General features: G+C 59.8%; 17 protein-coding genes and 1 pseudogene. 10 read left to right on the forward strand and 8 right to left on the reverse strand.

The genetic code is table 11. From position 1 onward, the window contains the following. Positions 1-529: 529 nt before the first annotated feature. From EKL94_RS06235 to EKL94_RS06245, 3 genes are read left to right on the forward strand one after another with little or no spacing between them, the layout of a single operon-like run. On the forward strand, positions 530-1,114 hold the full coding sequence (locus tag EKL94_RS06235; RefSeq protein ID WP_126928420.1) for a TetR/AcrR family transcriptional regulator: 585 nt from the start codon (positions 530-532) through the stop codon (positions 1,112-1,114). Beyond that, positions 1,114-1,428 (forward strand): DMT family transporter, encoded by a 315-nt coding sequence (locus EKL94_RS06240; RefSeq protein WP_126928421.1) that lies wholly within the window; start codon positions 1,114-1,116, stop codon positions 1,426-1,428. The genes EKL94_RS06235 and EKL94_RS06240 overlap by 1 nt, the downstream gene beginning before the upstream one ends. Then, complete coding sequence (locus EKL94_RS06245; protein ID WP_221767977.1) at positions 1,425-1,742, forward strand: DMT family transporter; 318 nt, start codon at positions 1,425-1,427, stop codon at positions 1,740-1,742. The genes EKL94_RS06240 and EKL94_RS06245 overlap by 4 nt, the downstream gene beginning before the upstream one ends. Before the next feature lie 121 nt (positions 1,743-1,863). On the opposite strand, the gene EKL94_RS06250 is transcribed toward EKL94_RS06245, so the two are convergent. Continuing rightward, positions 1,864-3,192: an ATP-binding protein gene (locus tag EKL94_RS06250; protein WP_126928422.1), complete on the reverse strand. Its 1,329-nt coding sequence runs from the start codon at positions 3,190-3,192 to the stop codon at positions 1,864-1,866. Then, positions 3,189-3,857, reverse strand: a complete 669-nt coding sequence (locus EKL94_RS06255) for a response regulator (protein ID WP_126928423.1) — start codon at positions 3,855-3,857, stop codon at positions 3,189-3,191. Before EKL94_RS06255 ends, EKL94_RS06250 begins: the two co-directional genes overlap by 4 nt. 147 nt (positions 3,858-4,004) lie before the next feature. Between EKL94_RS06255 and dsbD the strand changes: the two genes are divergently transcribed. Genes dsbD through dsbG form a run of 3 tightly spaced genes read left to right on the forward strand, consistent with a single transcriptional unit; the run spans position 4,005 to position 7,552 of the window. Further along, positions 4,005-5,936 carry a protein-disulfide reductase DsbD gene (gene dsbD, locus EKL94_RS06260; protein ID WP_126928424.1) on the forward strand — a complete coding sequence of 644 codons (1,932 nt, stop codon included), beginning with the start codon at positions 4,005-4,007 and terminating at the stop codon, positions 5,934-5,936. Next, entirely contained in the window at positions 5,933-6,751 is an 819-nt protein-coding gene (locus EKL94_RS06265) for a TlpA disulfide reductase family protein (protein ID WP_126928425.1), read from the forward strand. The genes dsbD and EKL94_RS06265 overlap by 4 nt, the downstream gene beginning before the upstream one ends. A gap of 27 nt (positions 6,752-6,778) precedes the next feature. Next, complete coding sequence (gene dsbG, locus EKL94_RS06270) at positions 6,779-7,552, forward strand: thiol:disulfide interchange protein DsbG (RefSeq protein ID WP_126928426.1); 774 nt, start codon at positions 6,779-6,781, stop codon at positions 7,550-7,552. 249 nt (positions 7,553-7,801) lie between these two features. Here the strand turns inward: dsbG and EKL94_RS06275 are convergent, their stop codons facing one another. Continuing rightward, on the reverse strand, positions 7,802-8,170 hold the full coding sequence (locus EKL94_RS06275; protein WP_126928427.1) for an H-NS histone family protein: 369 nt from the start codon (positions 8,168-8,170) through the stop codon (positions 7,802-7,804). Between the two features lie 295 nt (positions 8,171-8,465). Here EKL94_RS06275 and EKL94_RS06280 point away from each other — a divergent pair, with 295 nt between their 5' ends. From EKL94_RS06280 to EKL94_RS06290, 3 genes and pseudogenes are all read left to right on the forward strand, one after another. After that, complete coding sequence (locus EKL94_RS06280) at positions 8,466-9,563, forward strand: hypothetical protein (RefSeq protein ID WP_126928428.1); 1,098 nt, start codon at positions 8,466-8,468, stop codon at positions 9,561-9,563. A 51-nt stretch (positions 9,564-9,614) separates the two neighbouring features. Further along, positions 9,615-11,593: pseudogene (locus EKL94_RS06285) on the forward strand (BCCT family transporter). 122 nt (positions 11,594-11,715) lie between these two features. Continuing rightward, entirely contained in the window at positions 11,716-12,987 is a 1,272-nt protein-coding gene (locus EKL94_RS06290) for a DUF2254 domain-containing protein (RefSeq protein WP_126928429.1), read from the forward strand. Positions 12,988-13,060: 73 nt separating this feature from the next. Here EKL94_RS06290 and EKL94_RS06295 read toward each other — a convergent pair whose 3' ends face one another. Genes EKL94_RS06295 through EKL94_RS06315 form a run of 5 tightly spaced genes read right to left on the reverse strand, consistent with a single transcriptional unit; the run spans position 13,061 to position 16,120 of the window. Beyond that, a complete protein-coding gene (locus EKL94_RS06295) occupies positions 13,061-13,837 on the reverse strand; it encodes a sulfite exporter TauE/SafE family protein (protein ID WP_126928430.1) in 777 nt (258 codons plus the stop codon). Positions 13,838-13,840: 3 nt separating this feature from the next. Then, positions 13,841-14,278 carry a protein tyrosine phosphatase family protein gene (locus EKL94_RS06300; protein WP_126928431.1) on the reverse strand — a complete coding sequence of 146 codons (438 nt, stop codon included), beginning with the start codon at positions 14,276-14,278 and terminating at the stop codon, positions 13,841-13,843. Continuing rightward, positions 14,275-14,706, reverse strand: coding sequence for a DUF6691 family protein (locus EKL94_RS06305; protein ID WP_126928432.1), 432 nt, complete (start codon positions 14,704-14,706; stop codon positions 14,275-14,277). Before EKL94_RS06305 ends, EKL94_RS06300 begins: the two co-directional genes overlap by 4 nt. Then, complete coding sequence (locus EKL94_RS06310; protein WP_126928433.1) at positions 14,703-15,143, reverse strand: YeeE/YedE family protein; 441 nt, start codon at positions 15,141-15,143, stop codon at positions 14,703-14,705. The genes EKL94_RS06305 and EKL94_RS06310 overlap by 4 nt, the downstream gene beginning before the upstream one ends. Further along, on the reverse strand, positions 15,140-16,120 hold the full coding sequence (locus tag EKL94_RS06315) for an MBL fold metallo-hydrolase (RefSeq protein WP_260473393.1): 981 nt from the start codon (positions 16,118-16,120) through the stop codon (positions 15,140-15,142). Before EKL94_RS06315 ends, EKL94_RS06310 begins: the two co-directional genes overlap by 4 nt. 137 nt (positions 16,121-16,257) lie before the next feature. On the opposite strand from EKL94_RS06315, the gene EKL94_RS06320 reads away from it, so the two are divergent. Further along, entirely contained in the window at positions 16,258-16,551 is a 294-nt protein-coding gene (locus tag EKL94_RS06320) for an ArsR/SmtB family transcription factor (protein WP_126928434.1), read from the forward strand. Positions 16,552-16,559: the final 8 nt, after the last annotated feature.

Raw genomic sequence — 16,559 nt, forward strand, 5'->3', positions numbered from 1 at the left:
TAGAACGAACAATGAACAGCTACCTTGACGGACGCTGCTTCTACACGGCATTACGACAGCGTAGAAGGACTATCAGGATGGCAGAAGCACCAACCTCGGACAGGGCAACTCCGTCGCAGGCCAGGGCATGCTCGGCAATCCGCGGCAGCACCGGATGCTCGGCCGACGTCGCGCACTGTCCAATCTGAATGGCCCGACGTCAGCGTCCCTGAACCCATCTGTTGTCTGTCTCATCGATAAGCGTGCGTTATCGGGGGTGGGCGGCCTGCGCATCTGACTAGGAGCGCAGGCTCAGCAGGAGAAAGAACGGGTATGGAATAGCCCCTTAGAACCCGCAGCAAACTTCAGTCTCCTAGCAAAGGCTGCAGGGCTCGTTCTCCTTTGGGGTGGTCGCTCACCCCAATTCACTTAGCCGATTGCCGACACTGAAAGACGGAGACCAACCAGGCGATCTGTTTCTTGAACACTCCGATAGCCCAGCCGAGACTTGACATGCGGTGCCCCTCATATTTCAATACGGCCGTATGTATTGAATTATGCTGAAATGGGAAAGACAAGAACAATCGATCGGGACCACGTCCTGGACATGGCAGAGCAGATAGTCGGCGAGCAAGGCGCGGCCGCGCTATCGATTGACGCCTTAGCGAAAGCAGCCGGCATCAGCAAGGGTGGTGTGCAGTCATGTTTCGGCAATCGTCATGGGCTGATCCAGGCCATGCTCGATCGCTGGGCTGTCCAATACGATCAGCGCCTTCAGGCTATGGCTGGCACTGCTGCTAACACGTTGACGGCCGAGGAGCTTATTCGCCATCACATCGCGATTACAGATGATGAGCACGAACTAAATACCCGGGCAGCGTGTCAGATCATCGCCCTCATGGATGAGCGTCAGTTCACTTCATGGCTGCGGAGTTGGCATGACAAGCGGCTACTGGCGTTGGATGTCCGCACCCCAGAGGGGAAGCGGATGCGCCTTGCATATCTGGCCACAGAGGGCGCGTTTGTTCTTCGCTATTTTGGACTCTCTTCGCTTAATGACAATGACTGGGCATCCATTTTCTCTGAAATTGCGGATCTTTCGGAGAATGGATCGATGATCCGGAGCGGTCGATAGTGACTAAATGGCTTTATCTAGTCATCGCAAGTGGCCTCGAAGTCGCGTGGGCAATTGGACTCAAATGCGCAAGCAGCCTGGCGGAGTGGGTTGTCACCCTGGTGTGTATCGTTGGTAGCTTCCTCTTCCTGGTAATGGCAACCAAGCGTCTGGGGGCCTCAACCTCCTACGTGTTCTTCGTGACGTTCGGCACCATCGGAACCTACATTCTGGATACCGTGTGGTTCGGAAAGCCCTTCAGCGCGGTAGCTGCGGTGGCTATCGCCGTTGTCCTGTTCTGCATTGTCCAGATCAAGCGCGAGGTCAAAGAATGATTGGCTGGATCTATCTTCTGCTCGCAGGCTTGCTGGAAGTCGGGGTCGTTGTCGGCATACGGGAAGTGTCGGCAGGTCGATACCTCAGGGGAATCCCGCTGCATGCACTGGGCATGTCCAGCTCGCTCTATCTGCTGTACCTGGCAATGAATACAATCGACATATCCATCGCCTACGCTGCGTACACAGGCATCGGCGTCCTGGGTACAGTCGTCGTAGGGATGGCCTTCTGGGACGAGAAAGCCTCATTGAGAAAGATTGGCTACCTCGCCCTGATGGTGAGCGCGTTGACTGTCATGAAGCTCGCAGGCTGAAACCTATAAGGCACTGATCGAAATTCGACCTTCTTTCAGGAAGGTCGGATGCCGTTGAGCTCAGTCGAAGGAATTCAGAATCGTCCACAACCCACGCGGCGGTAGGGAAGCTCGCCCGTGGCTATGGCAATGGAACAATGAGCTCCGCGACCAATCCGCCATTCTCTCTTGGCCTCATATCCAGTCGCCCCCCGAAGCGCTCAACGATGATGCGGACAATTGAGATGCCCAGGCCCGCGCCATCACCGCGTTGTCGCCCCTGGTCTCCACGCCAGAATCGTTGTCCGATTTGCTTGGTTTGCTCTGAAGTCAGGCCAGGGCCACGGTCGGCAACGCACACGGAGCAATATCGCCCAGAACTGTTGAAGCTCACTCGGATTTCGACCGCGCTGCCTGGTAGCGAGTAGCGCAGAGCATTGTCCACCAGGTTTCGAACCGCGATTTCAAGCATCGATCTAGGAACGGTGCTGCCTGCATCCCCCCCTTCCATGATCAACGTGATGCGATCTCGGGAGATGTCGCTGTTCTGCAGGGCGACACTGTTGACGACCTCAACAATCGAGAGGCACTCGTCCCCTTCGATGATCGAGGCCTCTGCGCGCGCAAGCATCATCATTTGATGCAGCGTCCGTTCCAGGCGCTTCACTCCTTCCTGTGCACTGGCAAGCGAGAGCATCACGTCCTCACCCTCGCTGAGTCGAGCCACCTGCAGATGCGTATCTATCACAGTGAGTGGTGTCCGCAGCTCGTGCGCGGCGGCATCGGTAAATGCCCGCTGGCTGGACAGTGCCTGTGCCAAGCGCTTCAGCAGGCCATTCATTGCGTCCAGCACCGGACGCAGCTCCGAGGGGGAATCTCTCACGGCAATTGGAGACGTATCGTCCGCATGCTTGTCACGCAATTGCTGGGACAGTACTTTCAGCGGGACCAGCCCCCGTCCAATGCCTATCCATAGCGCGGCCAGTCCGCCGAGAAAGGCAATCAGAAACGGCACTCCAGCAGCCCCCAGCAACTCGTTGGTCAGCGCGTCCCGTCGATCAACGCGATCGGCTGTCATGATCTGATAGCCATTGGCGTGAAGAACGTAGATTCTCCACTTCTGCTCAAGCACCTCTCGGGTGCTAAAGCCAAGGGGCAATGATTCGAGATCCGAATGGGGGCCTGTCGTGGTTCGAGTCAGCAGCTGTCCGCGCATGGACCTGATTTCGCATGCGATGCCTTCCTCGCCACTGAAGCGCACCACATCGGCGAAGCTTGAGTTTCCTGGACTCGGCGCCAGTGCCGCTCGCTCAAGAAGTCCCGACACCATGCGCGCCGACATGGCGAGGCGGCCGTCAAGGGTCCGGTCGAGCTTGGAGTGGATGTCGCGCATCATCCAGCCGGCGGCAGATACCCAAAGAAGGATCAGCGAAACCCCAGTAATCATGACTGCCCGAAGCCGCAGACTCATGATGTGGGCCTCCATCCCAGTCGGTAGCCCAACCCTCTTGCCGTCTCGATCGCGTCGGTACCAAGCTTGCGCCGGATGTTGTGGATATGCACATTGAGTGCATTGCTGCTGACATCTTCATTGAGCCCGTAGAAGCGCTCATTCAGAAGATCGGGGGGGACCCAGCGCCCCTCAAGACTGGCCAGGTGCGTCAAAAGATCAATTTCCCGCCGAGACAAGGCGACAGGTTCGCCGCGCAGCCAAGCCAATCCGCTCTCCGGCTCCAGACGCAAGGGGCCCGCCACGATCACCTGAGCTGCTCGGCCCTGCGCGCGCCTGACCAGCGCGTACAGCCTGGCCGCAAGTTCACGCAGATCGAATGGTTTGACCAAATAGTCGTCCGCGCCTCCATGCAGGCCCTTAAGCCTATGCTCGATTGCGTCACGTGCGGTGAGGATCAGTACCGGGAGATTTGACTCAAAAGACCGCATGCTGCTGAGCAGGTCCATGCCATCTCGATCGGGAAGACCGAGGTCGAGTATCAAGGCATCAAAAATTTCTTCCTGTTGAATGACTTCAGCGTCTTTTGCCGTCCCAACGTGATGCACAGCAATGCTATGCACACGCAAGCCAGCCACAATGCCTTTGCCAATCAGCTCGTCATCCTCAACCAGTAGCACTCGCATGCCCCGCCTCGCCTTGCTTCGATCGAGTAGTGATGTTAGGCGAGAAGCCAGCATTGTGTCAGCTGCCCGGCAGTCCTTTACGCTGCTTTATTCTCACTTAATCGAGTGGATGCATGCTCCACATACCCCAAATTGGAGTGCGTGGGTTTGGCTTTCTATCGTCGTTTAGCTGCGGCCGTTCTACTGTTCTGCTTCGCGATTGGCAGCACGTGGGCGAACGGCCTCTTTTCATCATGGGGTAGTAACGAGCAGACTTTCCTGGACGCTGCAGAAGTCTTCCGACTGCAGCCTGTGCAACAGGACGGCCGCTTGTACTCGGTGCAAGGGCATGTCGCAGATGACTACTATGTGTATCGCCACTCGATCAAGTTGGTTGACGTAAGAGGTCAAGAGATAGGCTTGAACCTTCCTGCCGGGCAGCCGAAACATGATGAATTCTTCGGCGACACAGAAATCTATACGGGTGACGCCTTTCGCTTGAAGTGGCCGGCGTTGGAGTCCGGCGTATTGACGTTGCACTGGCAAGGCTGTGCAGAAGCCGGTGTCTGCTACCCACCGCAAACCATGCAAGTAACGCTTCCGGAGCTCAAGGAAGTACCTTCGGCGCCCGCAAGCAAAGCACACACAGCGCCCGCGTCAGAGATTTCCAGCCGACGAGCCACATTGTCCGCCAGCAATGGCCCGGCTGCCACGTTGCCGCCAGCAGGTGCAGCTGGGAGAGAAAAAGAGAGGTCATCTTCGGGGGCAATCGGCGCCAGTGCCGCTACGGAAATGGCTGAAGATCAGTCTGCTGCTCAGAAGCTCGCGACACTCGGGCCAGTGGCCGGAATAGCGCTGTTCTTTGGCTTCGGATTGCTACTGGCGTTCACGCCCTGCACGCTGCCGATGATTCCTATCGTATCCACCATGGTCGTTGGGAGCCAGGCGAACACACGGCGTGCGCTGTTGCTCTCTCTCTCATATGTCCTGGCGATGGCCGGAACCTATGCGGCAGTGGGGGTTGCGGCGGGACTGGCTGGCGCCAACATCCAGGCGACACTGCAATCCCCTTGGCTCCTTGGGGCTTTCGCTCTGTTGTTTCTTGTCTTGGCAAGCTCGCTGTTCGGCCTGTTCGAGCTGCGCCTACCTTCTGCACTGGCCAATCGTCTCAATGCAGCAGGGCAGGGACGGTCCGGCGGGAGTATCACGAGCGCTGTTGCACTGGGCTTCCTCTCGGCGCTACTTGTTGGCCCCTGCATGACCGCGCCTCTGGCTGGCGCGCTGCTATACATAGGCCAGACCGGCAGCGCGTTCTATGGCGGGCTTGTGCTGTTCGCCCTTGGCATCGGCATGGGGCTGCCACTCCTGGCCATTGCGGTGTTCGGCGCCAGAGTCCTGCCCAAGCCTGGAGCATGGATGGACAGGGTGCGCGTTGCGTTCGGCTACGTGATGGTCGGCATGGCGATCATGATGCTGACCCGATTCCTGCCTGATGCCGCAAGCTTGGTCCTCTGGGGCGCATGGGCACTTTCGGTTGCTATCGGTCTGCTCGCCTGGGGGCGTGCAGTACCGGAAAGGCCGCGATTGGCATGGACGCTTCGCACCGGTGCGGCCCTTGGGGGGCTCTGGTCTGTCCTCATGCTCTTGGGAGGTGCATCCGGTGGCGAGTCGGCATGGCAGCCGTTGGCGCATTTGCGTACACACGCTTCAGTCGCTGCAGCAACGACCCAGAAAATTGACTACGTTCAGGCTAAAACGGTGGACGATGTAGATGCACGCTTAACGGATGCGGTCGAACGTGGTCAGTGGACCCTGATCGATTTCTACGCCGACTGGTGCATCAGTTGCCATGTGATCGAGCGCAAGGTGTTTGGGAATCCGGATGTGGCTGCGCGGTTGGCACGCATGCAGATCATTCGTCCAGATGTGACTCGCAACGATGCCGAAGATCAGTCACTACTCAAGCATTGGCAGGTCCAAGGGCCGCCCACGCTGATCCTGATCGATCCTGATGGCAAGGAGCGCAGGGCGCAGCGCGTGGTAGGCGAGATAGATGCGGGCAGCTTCCTGGACCGGCTTGATGCGGCGGGGGCACCATGATCAGCATCGGTCCGTTCTCCGTTGACATAGTGATCGTCGCCATCTCTGTGCTGGTTGCCTGGCTGGCGGCGCGCATACTGGCCTCCAGGTCGCCCGGCTCACCCCGCAAGATTGCGGGAAGCCTGCTGTTCGATGCCGTTCTCGTAGGACTGTTGGCTGCTCGGCTTGGATACATTGCGTTTTGGTGGAAGGAGTACGTCCAGTCTCCATGGTCGATGATCGCGATCGGCGATGGCGGCTACTCGCTGTGGGTAGGCGTACTGGCTGCCCTGCTTTTTGTCGTTTGGCGCACACGATCGGCACGCCCGCTGCGACTGCCAGTAGCGGCTGGCGTGATGGCCGGAGTCGTTGCCTGGTTCACCGCGGGCGGAGTGATCGCGCTGCTGCAGAGTTCTGCGCCTCCTCTGCCAGATATTCAGCTGACGACGCTTGATGAACGTCAAGTTGCCTTGAGCTCGTATGCGGGCCGACCTGTCGTAGTGAATCTATGGGCAACCTGGTGCCCTCCCTGTCGTCGGGAGATGCCGATGTTGGAACGGGCGCAAGCGGACTTCCCGGAGGTCGCCTTCGTCATGGTCAATCAAGGCGAGCACGCGCCAGAAATTCGAGCCTTCCTTGAGCGAGAGGGCCTCTCGTTTGACCATGTCTTGCGTGACCCAACATCCACCGCGATGCACGTGATGGGGGCGAGAGCACTGCCTACGACGCTCTTCTTCGATAGCGATGGGCGCTTGGTGGATTCACACCTCGGTGAGCTGACGATGGCGAGCCTGAAGAACACGATAATGCGCCGCTTTGCGCAAGACTCGCAGTAGCCAACAAAAGTATGGAGCAATTGATTCATGTCTCAGAACCAAAATGAGTATCGCCTTCCCTTGGCAATCTGTTTCTTGCTGGTTAGTGGTTGCAGTCAGGCACAGAATTCGGAGAACCCGCCTGCCGTGAGGGCATTGGAGCAGCAAGGTCTCACCATCATGAAAGAGTTCGATGCAGGAGGGGGGATGCGCGCCTTTGCTGCGGCCGCAGGCGACGAGCCGATTGCGGCATACCTCATGAATGACGGGAATGTGATCGTCGGCACGCGTCTGGATGCAAATGGCAATAGGATCGACAGTGCAAAACTACAGCAACTGGTGGCCAAACCGACAGCGGATCGCGTTTGGGCTGAATTGGAATCATCCACCTGGGTTCTAGACGGGAAGGCGAGTGCGCCGCGCGTCATTTACGCGTTTGCCGACGCCAACTGCCCCTACTGCCACCTCTTCTGGAAAGCTGCTCGCCCTTGGGTGGATGCCGGCAAGGTTCAACTGCGGCACGTGCTGGTTGGGGTCATCAGAGAGGACAGTCCGAACAAGGCCGCGGCGATTCTAGGTGCTCCCGATCGATCCGCAGCATTCCGGGAGAACGAAAACAAGTTCGATCGCGGCGGGATCACGCCGGCCAAGAGCATTCCGGCCGATGTAAGGAAGGCCCTAGATGAGAACCAGATGCTGATGACTGCGCTGGGCTTCCGTGGAACCCCCGGCATCGTCGTTCGCGATGAGGATGGCGCGCTCAAGAAGTACAACGGAATGCCACGCCCAGAAAAATTGCCTGAAGTACTTGGTTCGCGTTAGTTCATTGGCAAGGACGCAACAGAAGTCCGCTTCTGGCCAGAGGCGGACACTTCAGGGTTGCCTGCCGGATTCACTTTTGAGGGGCGAGGGAACGCTCGCTCCTCGTAGAGCTGTCACATCTACTGCGAATAGCTCCAGTCTTTGATCATCAATTGTGCGCAGCATTCCGCGCGCAGCATTCATTTCGATCTCATGTCTAGTGGCTGGGAGCATTGGCTGCAGTGCCGCTGAGCAGCTGCCCGGTGCTGACTACTTGATCAGAAGATCACTCAGTGATCTTCCATTCGCTACCAGCTCGGCTATCCATCGCGGTTGCCTCCCGCGACCGGACCACGTCTGGCCGCGCACGGCGGGATTACGATATTTGGGAGCGGTCTTGGGCACTGTCGATCTGGCGGGCCTCCGATTGGCTCGCTTCCTGGCGGCTTCGGAGGGCGCGATCACTGAAGTGCCGTAGAGCTCTTCTATCGTGTAGCCATGATCCTTGACGTACTTGTTGATCTTGGCTCGCATTGCAGTGGCCTTAGGGCGTGTCAACATTTTCAACTGCTGCTTCTCCGCTTGAGCAATCAGGGAGCGAAGTTCCTTGGCCGAAAGACCGCAAATATCGATGGTCATGTATTCCTCCCAACGTTGAGTTCCAAGCCTATTCTCAAATGACACTGTGTGTCACCCCGACGGTACTGTGAATTGCCTATTCACAGGATAAGCTGCTCCCATGGTGTGTATTAGCTGCTCGTGCTGCACATGCTCTTCACTTGGCATATGGGCATGTCGATTGAAGAGGACGTGGTCAGTGCTTGCTTCGCCTATCGCCAGGAGCGCTTTGAGATCGCCTGTTTGAGGCATTAGGTGAATCGACGTTAGAATCAAGAGCTTTCCGTGGCAAATCAGGGAGGCAAGGCGCACAACCGTGAGATCAATTCCCTTCATTATCGCTGCCACGCTGGCGGGAACTACGCTGGCTGCAGATGCTTCTGAGGATGGCCTCCATACAGATCCATACTTTGATCCAGGAGGCGCCGTCAGGTTCAACTATGGCTGGCTCGACTACGGGCCGACCAGCCGCTTGCAGCTCGAATTGTTGCGCGCAGACCTCGACGCTGGAGCCGGGCCGTTCTCATTCTCCGCCCAGTACCGTTGGTACGATGGCTTCGACGCCGTGCATCACGTCTACGTAGGCTGGCAGTTCTCCGACGCCACCCAGCTGAAGGCAGGTATCCAGCAGGTTCCCTTCGGGCTGCTTCCCACCGTTTCGCAGAGCTTCTGGTTTGGCTCCGGCTACTACTTGGGCATTGAGGATGATTACGATCCGGGCCTTGTAGTGATTCACCGTAGCGGCAGCACGACCTGGCATCTCGGCTGGTTCTCCGGAGACGAATACGGGTCGGGGGCTCGCTACGATCGCTACTCCTTTGATGTAGCGCAGACCGAAGCGTTGCCGTATCGCGAGCGACAACGGATGCATGCACGCTTGGAGAACGCACGCGGCTGGGCCGGCGGCGAACTATTGCTGGGCGTATCGGCGTTTGCTGGCAAGGTTCAGAACACTCAGACACGACGCCACCACGGTCATCAGGGCGCGGCCCTTCATGCACAGTGGAAGCGCGATGGTTGGACCGCGCAGTTGCAGTGGGCGCGGTACCGGTATGACGTGCCCGGCGATCGCATCGCGATGTCGGCGTTCCAATCCCCCTTCGAAATTGCCGCACAGGCGGATGTGCCAAGCGTCAACGCGGCCTATTCGTTCGGCCAGAAGGGCTGGCTGGATGATGTCACCTGCTACAACAACCTCAGCATGACCCGCCCGGTCGGGCACCGTGCGGGCCTTCGTGACTCGTGGCAGAACGTGACCGGCTGCAGCCTGCAGAAGGGAATCATGCTCACCTATGTCGACTGGATCGCTGGCCGCAACATGTGGTTTGCCGGTGGTGATGGTATCGGCATCGACGAAACAGGCCCTTCCCGCTGGCATTCACGGCTGAATTTAAACATCGGCTTCTACTTCTGATCGGCCTCACGCAAGCCATAGGCATTTTCACCCAACAACACGGAGGTATCCATGCAGAGCACGGCTCCGCAACATCCCCCCGTTCGCCAGCGGATCCTTCCGCAGGTGTTCATTCCCACGGCAGCCATCGTCATCGCACTGCTGGCGCTTGCTGCCATCGCGCCCGATACGGCCACGCGGTGGTTCACCGCGGCCAAGTCATGGGCTGCCAATGATGCAGGCTGGTTCACCATTCTCGCAGTGGCCGGCTTCCTGGTCTTCGTCGTCGGCATCGCCATAAGCAGTTACGGCCGCATCAAGCTCGGCCCTGACCACAGTACGCCGGACTACAGCTACGGCTCCTGGTTTGCCATGTTGTTCGCTGCCGGCATGGGCATCGGTCTGATGTTCTTCGGCGTTGCCGAGCCCATCATGCACTACGCCACGCCACCGGTCGGTTCTCCAGAGTCGGCCGCCGCTGCCCGTCAGGCCATGCGCATCACCTTCTTCCACTGGGGCATCCACGCATGGGCGATCTATGCGGTGGTGGCCCTGTCGCTGGCGTACTTTGCCTACCGGCACAATCTCCCGCTGCGTGTCCGGTCCGCGCTGTATCCGCTCATCGGCGATCGTATCCACGGCCCGCTGGGACATACGTAGACACGTTTGCTGCCCTGGGCACCATCTTTGGCTTGGCAACGTCGCTGGGCCTGGGTGTCATGCAGATCAATGCCGGCCTGAACTACCTGTTCGGCCTGGATGTCAGTACGCTGGTTCAGGTTGGCCTGATCACCGTCATCACCCTAGTGGCCACCGGCTCGGTCGTGGCCGGCCTGGACAGCGGCGTTCGAAGGTTGTCCGAGCTGAACATGATCTTGGCAGCGGCGCTGCTGGCGTTCGTGCTGGTCTGTGGACCGACCGTGCACCTGATGCAGGCACTGGTGCAGAACACCGGCATGTACGTTTCCCAGCTGTTCTCGATGACCTTCAACCTCTATGCCTACGAACCCACCGGCTGGCTGGGTGGCTGGACGCTGTTCTACTGGGGCTGGTGGATTGCCTGGTCGCCCTTCGTCGGCATGTTCATCGCGCGCATCTCACGTGGACGCACCGTTCGTGAATTCGTGGTGGGGGTGCTGCTCGTGCCGCTCGGCTTCACGTTCCTGTGGATGACCATCTACGGCAACACCGCGCTGCACATGGTCAGGGTGGAGGGTATCCAGCAACTGGTGCAGACGGTCTCGACGGACAGCTCCATGGCGCTGTTTGAGTTCCTCGAGCATCTTCCCCTCACCATGCTCACGTCTTCGCTGGCGGTCATCCTGGTGGCCCTGTTCTTCGTGACGTCGGCAGACTCCGGCGCCCTGGTGATCGATATGCTCACGTCCAAGGGCGAGGAAGAGTCGCCGGTCTGGCAGCGGATCTTCTGGGCGCTCCTGGTCGGCGGCCTGGCCATCGCTTTGCTGGTCGCTGGCGGGCTGGAATCCCTGCAGGCGGCAACCATCGCCAGCGCATTGCCGTTTACGATCGTCATGATCCTGATGTGCTGGGGACTGCTGAAGGCCATGCACCTGGATGCCACCAAGCGCTCGATCCTGCGCGAGGCACGGATCCTGCCCGGCACCAGTGAGGATTGGCGAGCACGCTTGCGCCTGCTGGCACACAACCCGCTGAAGATCGAAGTGACTGGATTCATCGACCAGCGCGTCATTCCTGCGCTGGAAGAGGTTGCGGCTGAGCTGCGCAAGCAGGATCTGCCAGTGCAGGTCTCCAAGGGGGAGGACGGTCGTGCGTGGCTGCAGGTTGGCCATGGCGAGGAGATGGACTTCTTCTACTCAGTACGGCCGCAGCCCTATGAGCCGCCGACGTTCGCCCTGCAGGATCCCCGTCGGCCGGTCAGCGAGGGCACCCGTCATTACCGTGCGGAGGTCTACCTGCGGGAGGGCGGGCAGGACTACGACATCATGGGGTGGACGAAGGTTCAACTCATCCACGATGTGCTCGATCAGTACGAGCGCCACCGTCAGTTCCTGGACAAAGTGCGCTCGTAGAATCCGCACAACAGATGCCGCCCAAATGGCGGCATCTACCTTGGGCCGGGCAAGCCCCTGCGTTGACGTGGCCTCGGCGCCCGACCGTGCTATTGATGGTCGAACGGCCCAGGAAACAGCCCATGCTCACCAGATTGAGGCTTGCAGCCAGCAAAGTTACCAAGCGGATGTGGTTCCGCTCGACCCTGTATGGCGCCCTGGGCATCATCACGGCCCTGGCCGGTGCGTTCCTTAAGTTCCTCATTCCCACCGGCCTGGCTGCAAGGATAGGCGCTGACTCCGTCGGCAACATCCTTGGTATCCTTGCCGCGTCGATGCTGACGGTCACCACCTTCTCGCTGTCCACCATGGTCTCGGCATACGGGTCCGCGTCCAGCAGCGCCACCCCGCGTGCGGCCCGGCTACTGATCGAAGACACCCGGGCGCAGGGTGCGCTGGCTACCTTCATTGGTGCCTTCCTGTTCTCGATCGTAGGCCTCATCGCACTCAGCACGGGAATTTACGGGGACAGCGGCCGGCTTGTATTGTTCGGCGCAACCATCGCGGTCATCATCGTCATCACTGTGACGTTGCTTAGGGCCATTGAGCAGCTCTCGCGCTTTGGCCGCGTTGGCGAAACCATCGATCTTGTGGAGCGCGCGACCAAAGCGGCAATGAAGCGTCGGACCAGGGAGCCGCGGCTCGGTGGAGTCAGTGCGGTTCCGGTAGGGGAAGGGGCGGTGCATCTGGTCGGAGATCAGGTTGCTTACGTTGAACATGTGGACGTCGGGCGGATCAACGCCATTGCGCAGGAACATGATCTACGCGTTCATCTGCTCTGCCAGCCGGGTACGTTCGCAACCCCAGCCCGTCCCTTGATAGCCGTCGAGGGAAATCCACTTCCGGAAGTGCAGAGTGAAGTTATCTCAGCCATTTCCTTTAGTGACGCGCGCTCCATTGAGAATGACCCACGGTTCGGGCTGGTCGTGCTTGCGGAAATTGCCCAGCGCGCAATGTCACCTGCGGTGAACGACCCCGGCACCTGTATCGATGTCATCGGAACCTGTGTCAGGCTGCTGTGTGCATGGTCCAGCCATGCAGGGGACTCTGCTTCAGTTGAGGTGCTGTATCCGCGCGTGCACGTGCAGTGTCTCGACGTCCGCGACATGTTCGAGGACGCGTTCACGCCGATTGCCAGGGATGCAGCCGCGTCCTTGGAAGTCAACATCCGGCTGCAGAAGGCCTTCGCAGCGTTGGCGGGGTCCTCGAATGAAGCGACAAGAGTCGCGTCACAGGCGCATGCCCGCATCGCGTTGAAGCGTAGCCTGTTGGCCATGGATTTCGAAGCTGATCGCAAAGCGCTTCGAGCCAGCGCATCTGATTTGAGTCTGCAAGATGTGGACCAACGTTTGTAGTGTCTTTTGATCATTGCCTTTGAAGCGCTGCGCTGACTATCAGTGCTCGGCAGCGGGTCTGGCACACATCCGGTCAGCTCACCTTCCACAGCATGTATGCGGCAGTAATGAAGATCAGTACTGCAAATACCGTGTTCAGAGCTCCACGATAGCTGGCCAGCTTCGTCGAAGTTGCTGCTCCTGCAGTACCGCCAGCCATGCCGGCAACGACGAACACTGCCGCGAGCGTCCAGTTGACCAGACCTGCTTGCGCGTAGTTCAGTGCGGTGGTCATGCCGAATGCGGCAACGGCGACGAGCGAGCTTCCGACTGCGGCGATCATCGGCATCCCCGTCGCGGCCACCAGTGCGGGCACGATGAGGAACCCTCCGCCAATACCAAAAAAGCCGGAAAGCCCGCCGGCGGTGGCGCCCAGCCCAATCAGTGCGGGCGCGTTGCGTCTACCAAGCCGAGCGTCCGCGAAGCCAAGCGTGTTGCGCCTGCGAAGCATGGCGACGCCGACAACGACCATGACCACAGCAAACAGCGCCAATAGCCTCCTGCCGTCGAACGCCTTGCCCAAGCTGGAACCCAGGTATGCGCCCGCGCCCCCCGCCAGGGCGAAGACCAAGGCACAAGGCCAGCGAACGTTACCTCTACGGGCATGCATCACCAGATTCGACACCGCATTGACCGCCACTGCTAGGGCGCTGGTGCCGATAGCCACATGCGGATCTTCCACTCCGACCACGTAAAGCATCAGTGGTACCGCCAAGATGGATCCGCCTGCACCGACCACCCCCAGGACGAAGCCGACCAGGACGCCAGACAAGCCGCCCAGCACCAACTGCAGCGGAGACAGCGCTTCCATATATCAGTCGCTGGATGCCGGACCTTGCTGCAGCCGTGTTGCGATGGAAGAAAGGTCATAGCCTGCATCCGAAGCAACAGACAGGACGTGGGCAAACGCCGCGCCATTGTGAACGACTTCCGACAGCGCCCAAAGCATCGCAACACGGGTGCCGGTTCTGCAGTACGCGGCAACAGGGCGTGGCAGCGCTTCCATCAACTTTGCAAAGGTGTGCACCTGATCATCGGAGATGACCCCAGACACCACAGGTAGATAGGCAAACTGCATGCCCGCCTGGTGGCAGGCATCGTGCAGCGCGTGGTGACTGGGCTGCTCCGGCTGTTCATTGTCGGGGCGGTTGCAGATTACACTCGCAACACCCTGCTCCTTCAGGCTTTCAATGTCCTTTGGCAGGAGCTGTCCGGACACCTTGAGGCTGGCGGAGAGTGGCTTGAGATTCATGGTTTTCCCGTAGTTGCAGCAGGGCGGTGAATGAGGCCATGCAGGAGTACGCCAGCGATCATTGCCGTGGCGAAGATGATCGCGAAGGGCTGGCCGGTTCCCAGCAAAGCGATCGCTGGGCCGGGACACACTCCGGCCAGTCCCCAACCCAGGCCGAATATCGCCGCACCGATGACCAGACGCCGATCAATGATCCGATGGGTGGGAATGTGCAGCGATGCGGCAAGCAGCGGCGTTCTGCGGGCGCGCATCCATAGGTAAGCTGCGGCGGAAGGGATCAGTGCACCCACCATGACCAGTGCCAGAGAAGGATCCCAAGCGCCGCTCACATTGAGGAAAGCAAGCACGCGAGCTGGGTTGGCCATATCCGAAACGATCAGCCCGAGCCCAAACAGTGCGCCGCATGGGAACGCGGCCAGGCGAATCATGCCGTGCCCCCGGTCGCAATCCGCACCAGTGTTGCCGTGGCTATGCCCATGAGCATGAACACGCAGGTAGCCACCACCGACCGGGGCGATGCCCGGCCCAAGCCGCAGACACCGTGCCCGCTGGTACACCCGGCGCCAAGGCGCGTTCCGTAACCCACCAGCAGTCCAGCGACCACCAGCACCACTGTTCCATTTGCGGAGAGCACCGGCAGTGGTATGGGCCTGACCGCCAAGGCGAAGCCCGACGCCAGGGCAAGTCCTGCCAGGAACAGGGCGGCAGTCCCGCGTCCGCCGTCACCCGGCATGCCCAGTGTCTTGGCAAGCAGGCCCGAGACGCCGGCAACCCGGCCGAGGAGGACCAGATAGGCGCCGGCTGCTGTACCGATCAGGGCGCCACCAATGAGCGGCCAATACCAAGCCAAATGAGAGAGCGTCATAGCAGGTCCATCGGCAGCTTGAGGTAGCGCACGCCGTTCTCCTCGGGTTCGGGCAGATGGCCTGCGCACATGTTGACCTGCACGGAAGGCAGGATCAGTCGCGGCATCGGGAGCGTGACATCACGCGCTTCCCGCATTTCCACGAACATGGCTTCGGTCACACCCTCGTGCACATGAAGGTTGGTTGTCTTCTCAGCACCGATGGTTGTTTCCCATGCGAAATAGTCTCGGCCGGTGGCTTTGTAGTCGTGGCACAGGAATACGCGGGCAGCGTCGGGCAGGGACAGCAGGCGCTGGATCGAGCGATACAACTGGCGGGCCGAGCCGCCTGGAAAATCGCAGCGGGCGGTACCGTAGTCCGGCATGAACAGCGTGTCTCCAGGAAACACGGCGTCGCCGATCACGTACGCCAGACATGCAGGGGTGTGGCCCGGCACGTGCAGCGACATCGCCTGGAGGTTGCCGATACGGAAGGAGGCACCATCGGCGAACAGGCGACCGAACTGGCTGCCATCCCGCTTGAATGCAGTACCGGCATTGAAGACCTTGCCGAAGGTTTCCTGGACGGTGGTGATTCGCTCGCCGATGGCCAGCGTACCTCCCAACTGGCCCTGCAGCCATGGCGCCGCGGAGAGGTGGTCGGCATGCGCATGGGTTTCCAGCAGCCATTGCACCTGCAGGCGCTCGGCCCGCACGTAGTCCACCACCGCCGCCGCGGAGGCGGTGGAGGTGCGGCCTGCGGCCATGTCGAAGTCAAGGACGCTGTCGACGATGGCGCACGCTGACGAAGATGGATCGCGTACAACGTGACTGGCAGTGAAAGTGGCAGGATCGAAGAAGGTCTTTACATGAGGCGAGGGGAGCAGGCCGGCACGCGCATCGTTGACGAGGCGGACAGCCTGCTCCAAGGGGGAGTCTACGACTGAGGATGAGTTCAAGGCTGGCTCCCGATAAATTGGCTGATTTAACGTATACATAGTTTCGTAATATATGTAACTATGGAGTCCATGGTAGATTGAGTCAAGGCCCATGGTGCCTTCCCACCACAATTACGACTCGCAAGTTGCCAGCGCACGTGACCAGCCCTCCGTTCAGCCCGTCAGATCTAGCCACGATGAAGGAGCGCGTGCCTGAAGTAGCCGAGCTGCTGCGCTTCATGGCCACACCTTCGCGCCTATTGCTGCTATGCCAGCTCGCACAAGGTGAAATGACGGTGGGCGGACTCGAGGAAGCGACCGGCATTCGGCAGCCGGCACTCTCACAGCAGCTGGCCGAACTCCGTCAACGAAAGCTGGTTGCGACCCGACGGGAATCGCGGTCGATCATCTACCGCATGGCAGACCCACGCGTTGCAGCTTTGCTGGGTGCGATGCATCGGATCTTCTGCGCGGACGATGCATCGACTTAAAGTGACCT

This window comes from Stenotrophomonas maltophilia (assembly GCF_003970865.1).
Taxonomy (GTDB): Bacteria; Pseudomonadota; Gammaproteobacteria; order Xanthomonadales; family Xanthomonadaceae; genus Stenotrophomonas; species Stenotrophomonas maltophilia_AR.

Bases quoted from the DNA above. Each gene is read 5' to 3' on its own strand.
- EKL94_RS06300 (WP_126928431.1), bottom strand. From the start codon at position 14,278: ATGAATCTCAAGCCACTCTCCGCCAGCCTCAAGGTGTCCGGACAGCTC.
- dsbG (WP_126928426.1), top strand. From the start codon at position 6,779: ATGTCTCAGAACCAAAATGAGTATCGCCTTCCCTTGGCAATCTGTTTC.
- EKL94_RS06290 (WP_126928429.1), top strand. From the start codon at position 11,716: ATGCTCACCAGATTGAGGCTTGCAGCCAGCAAAGTTACCAAGCGGATG.
- EKL94_RS06295 (WP_126928430.1), bottom strand. From the start codon at position 13,837: ATGGAAGCGCTGTCTCCGCTGCAGTTGGTGCTGGGCGGCTTGTCTGGC.
- EKL94_RS06320 (WP_126928434.1), top strand. From the start codon at position 16,258: ATGAAGGAGCGCGTGCCTGAAGTAGCCGAGCTGCTGCGCTTCATGGCC.
- EKL94_RS06255 (WP_126928423.1), bottom strand. From the start codon at position 3,857: ATGCGAGTGCTACTGGTTGAGGATGACGAGCTGATTGGCAAAGGCATT.
- EKL94_RS06250 (WP_126928422.1), bottom strand. From the start codon at position 3,192: ATGAGTCTGCGGCTTCGGGCAGTCATGATTACTGGGGTTTCGCTGATC.
- EKL94_RS06275 (WP_126928427.1), bottom strand. From the start codon at position 8,170: ATGACCATCGATATTTGCGGTCTTTCGGCCAAGGAACTTCGCTCCCTG.
- EKL94_RS06305 (WP_126928432.1), bottom strand. From the start codon at position 14,706: ATGATTCGCCTGGCCGCGTTCCCATGCGGCGCACTGTTTGGGCTCGGG.
- EKL94_RS06245 (WP_221767977.1), top strand. From the start codon at position 1,425: ATGATTGGCTGGATCTATCTTCTGCTCGCAGGCTTGCTGGAAGTCGGG.
- EKL94_RS06310 (WP_126928433.1), bottom strand. From the start codon at position 15,143: ATGACGCTCTCTCATTTGGCTTGGTATTGGCCGCTCATTGGTGGCGCC.
- EKL94_RS06315 (WP_260473393.1), bottom strand. From the start codon at position 16,120: ATGTATACGTTAAATCAGCCAATTTATCGGGAGCCAGCCTTGAACTCA.
- EKL94_RS06265 (WP_126928425.1), top strand. From the start codon at position 5,933: ATGATCAGCATCGGTCCGTTCTCCGTTGACATAGTGATCGTCGCCATC.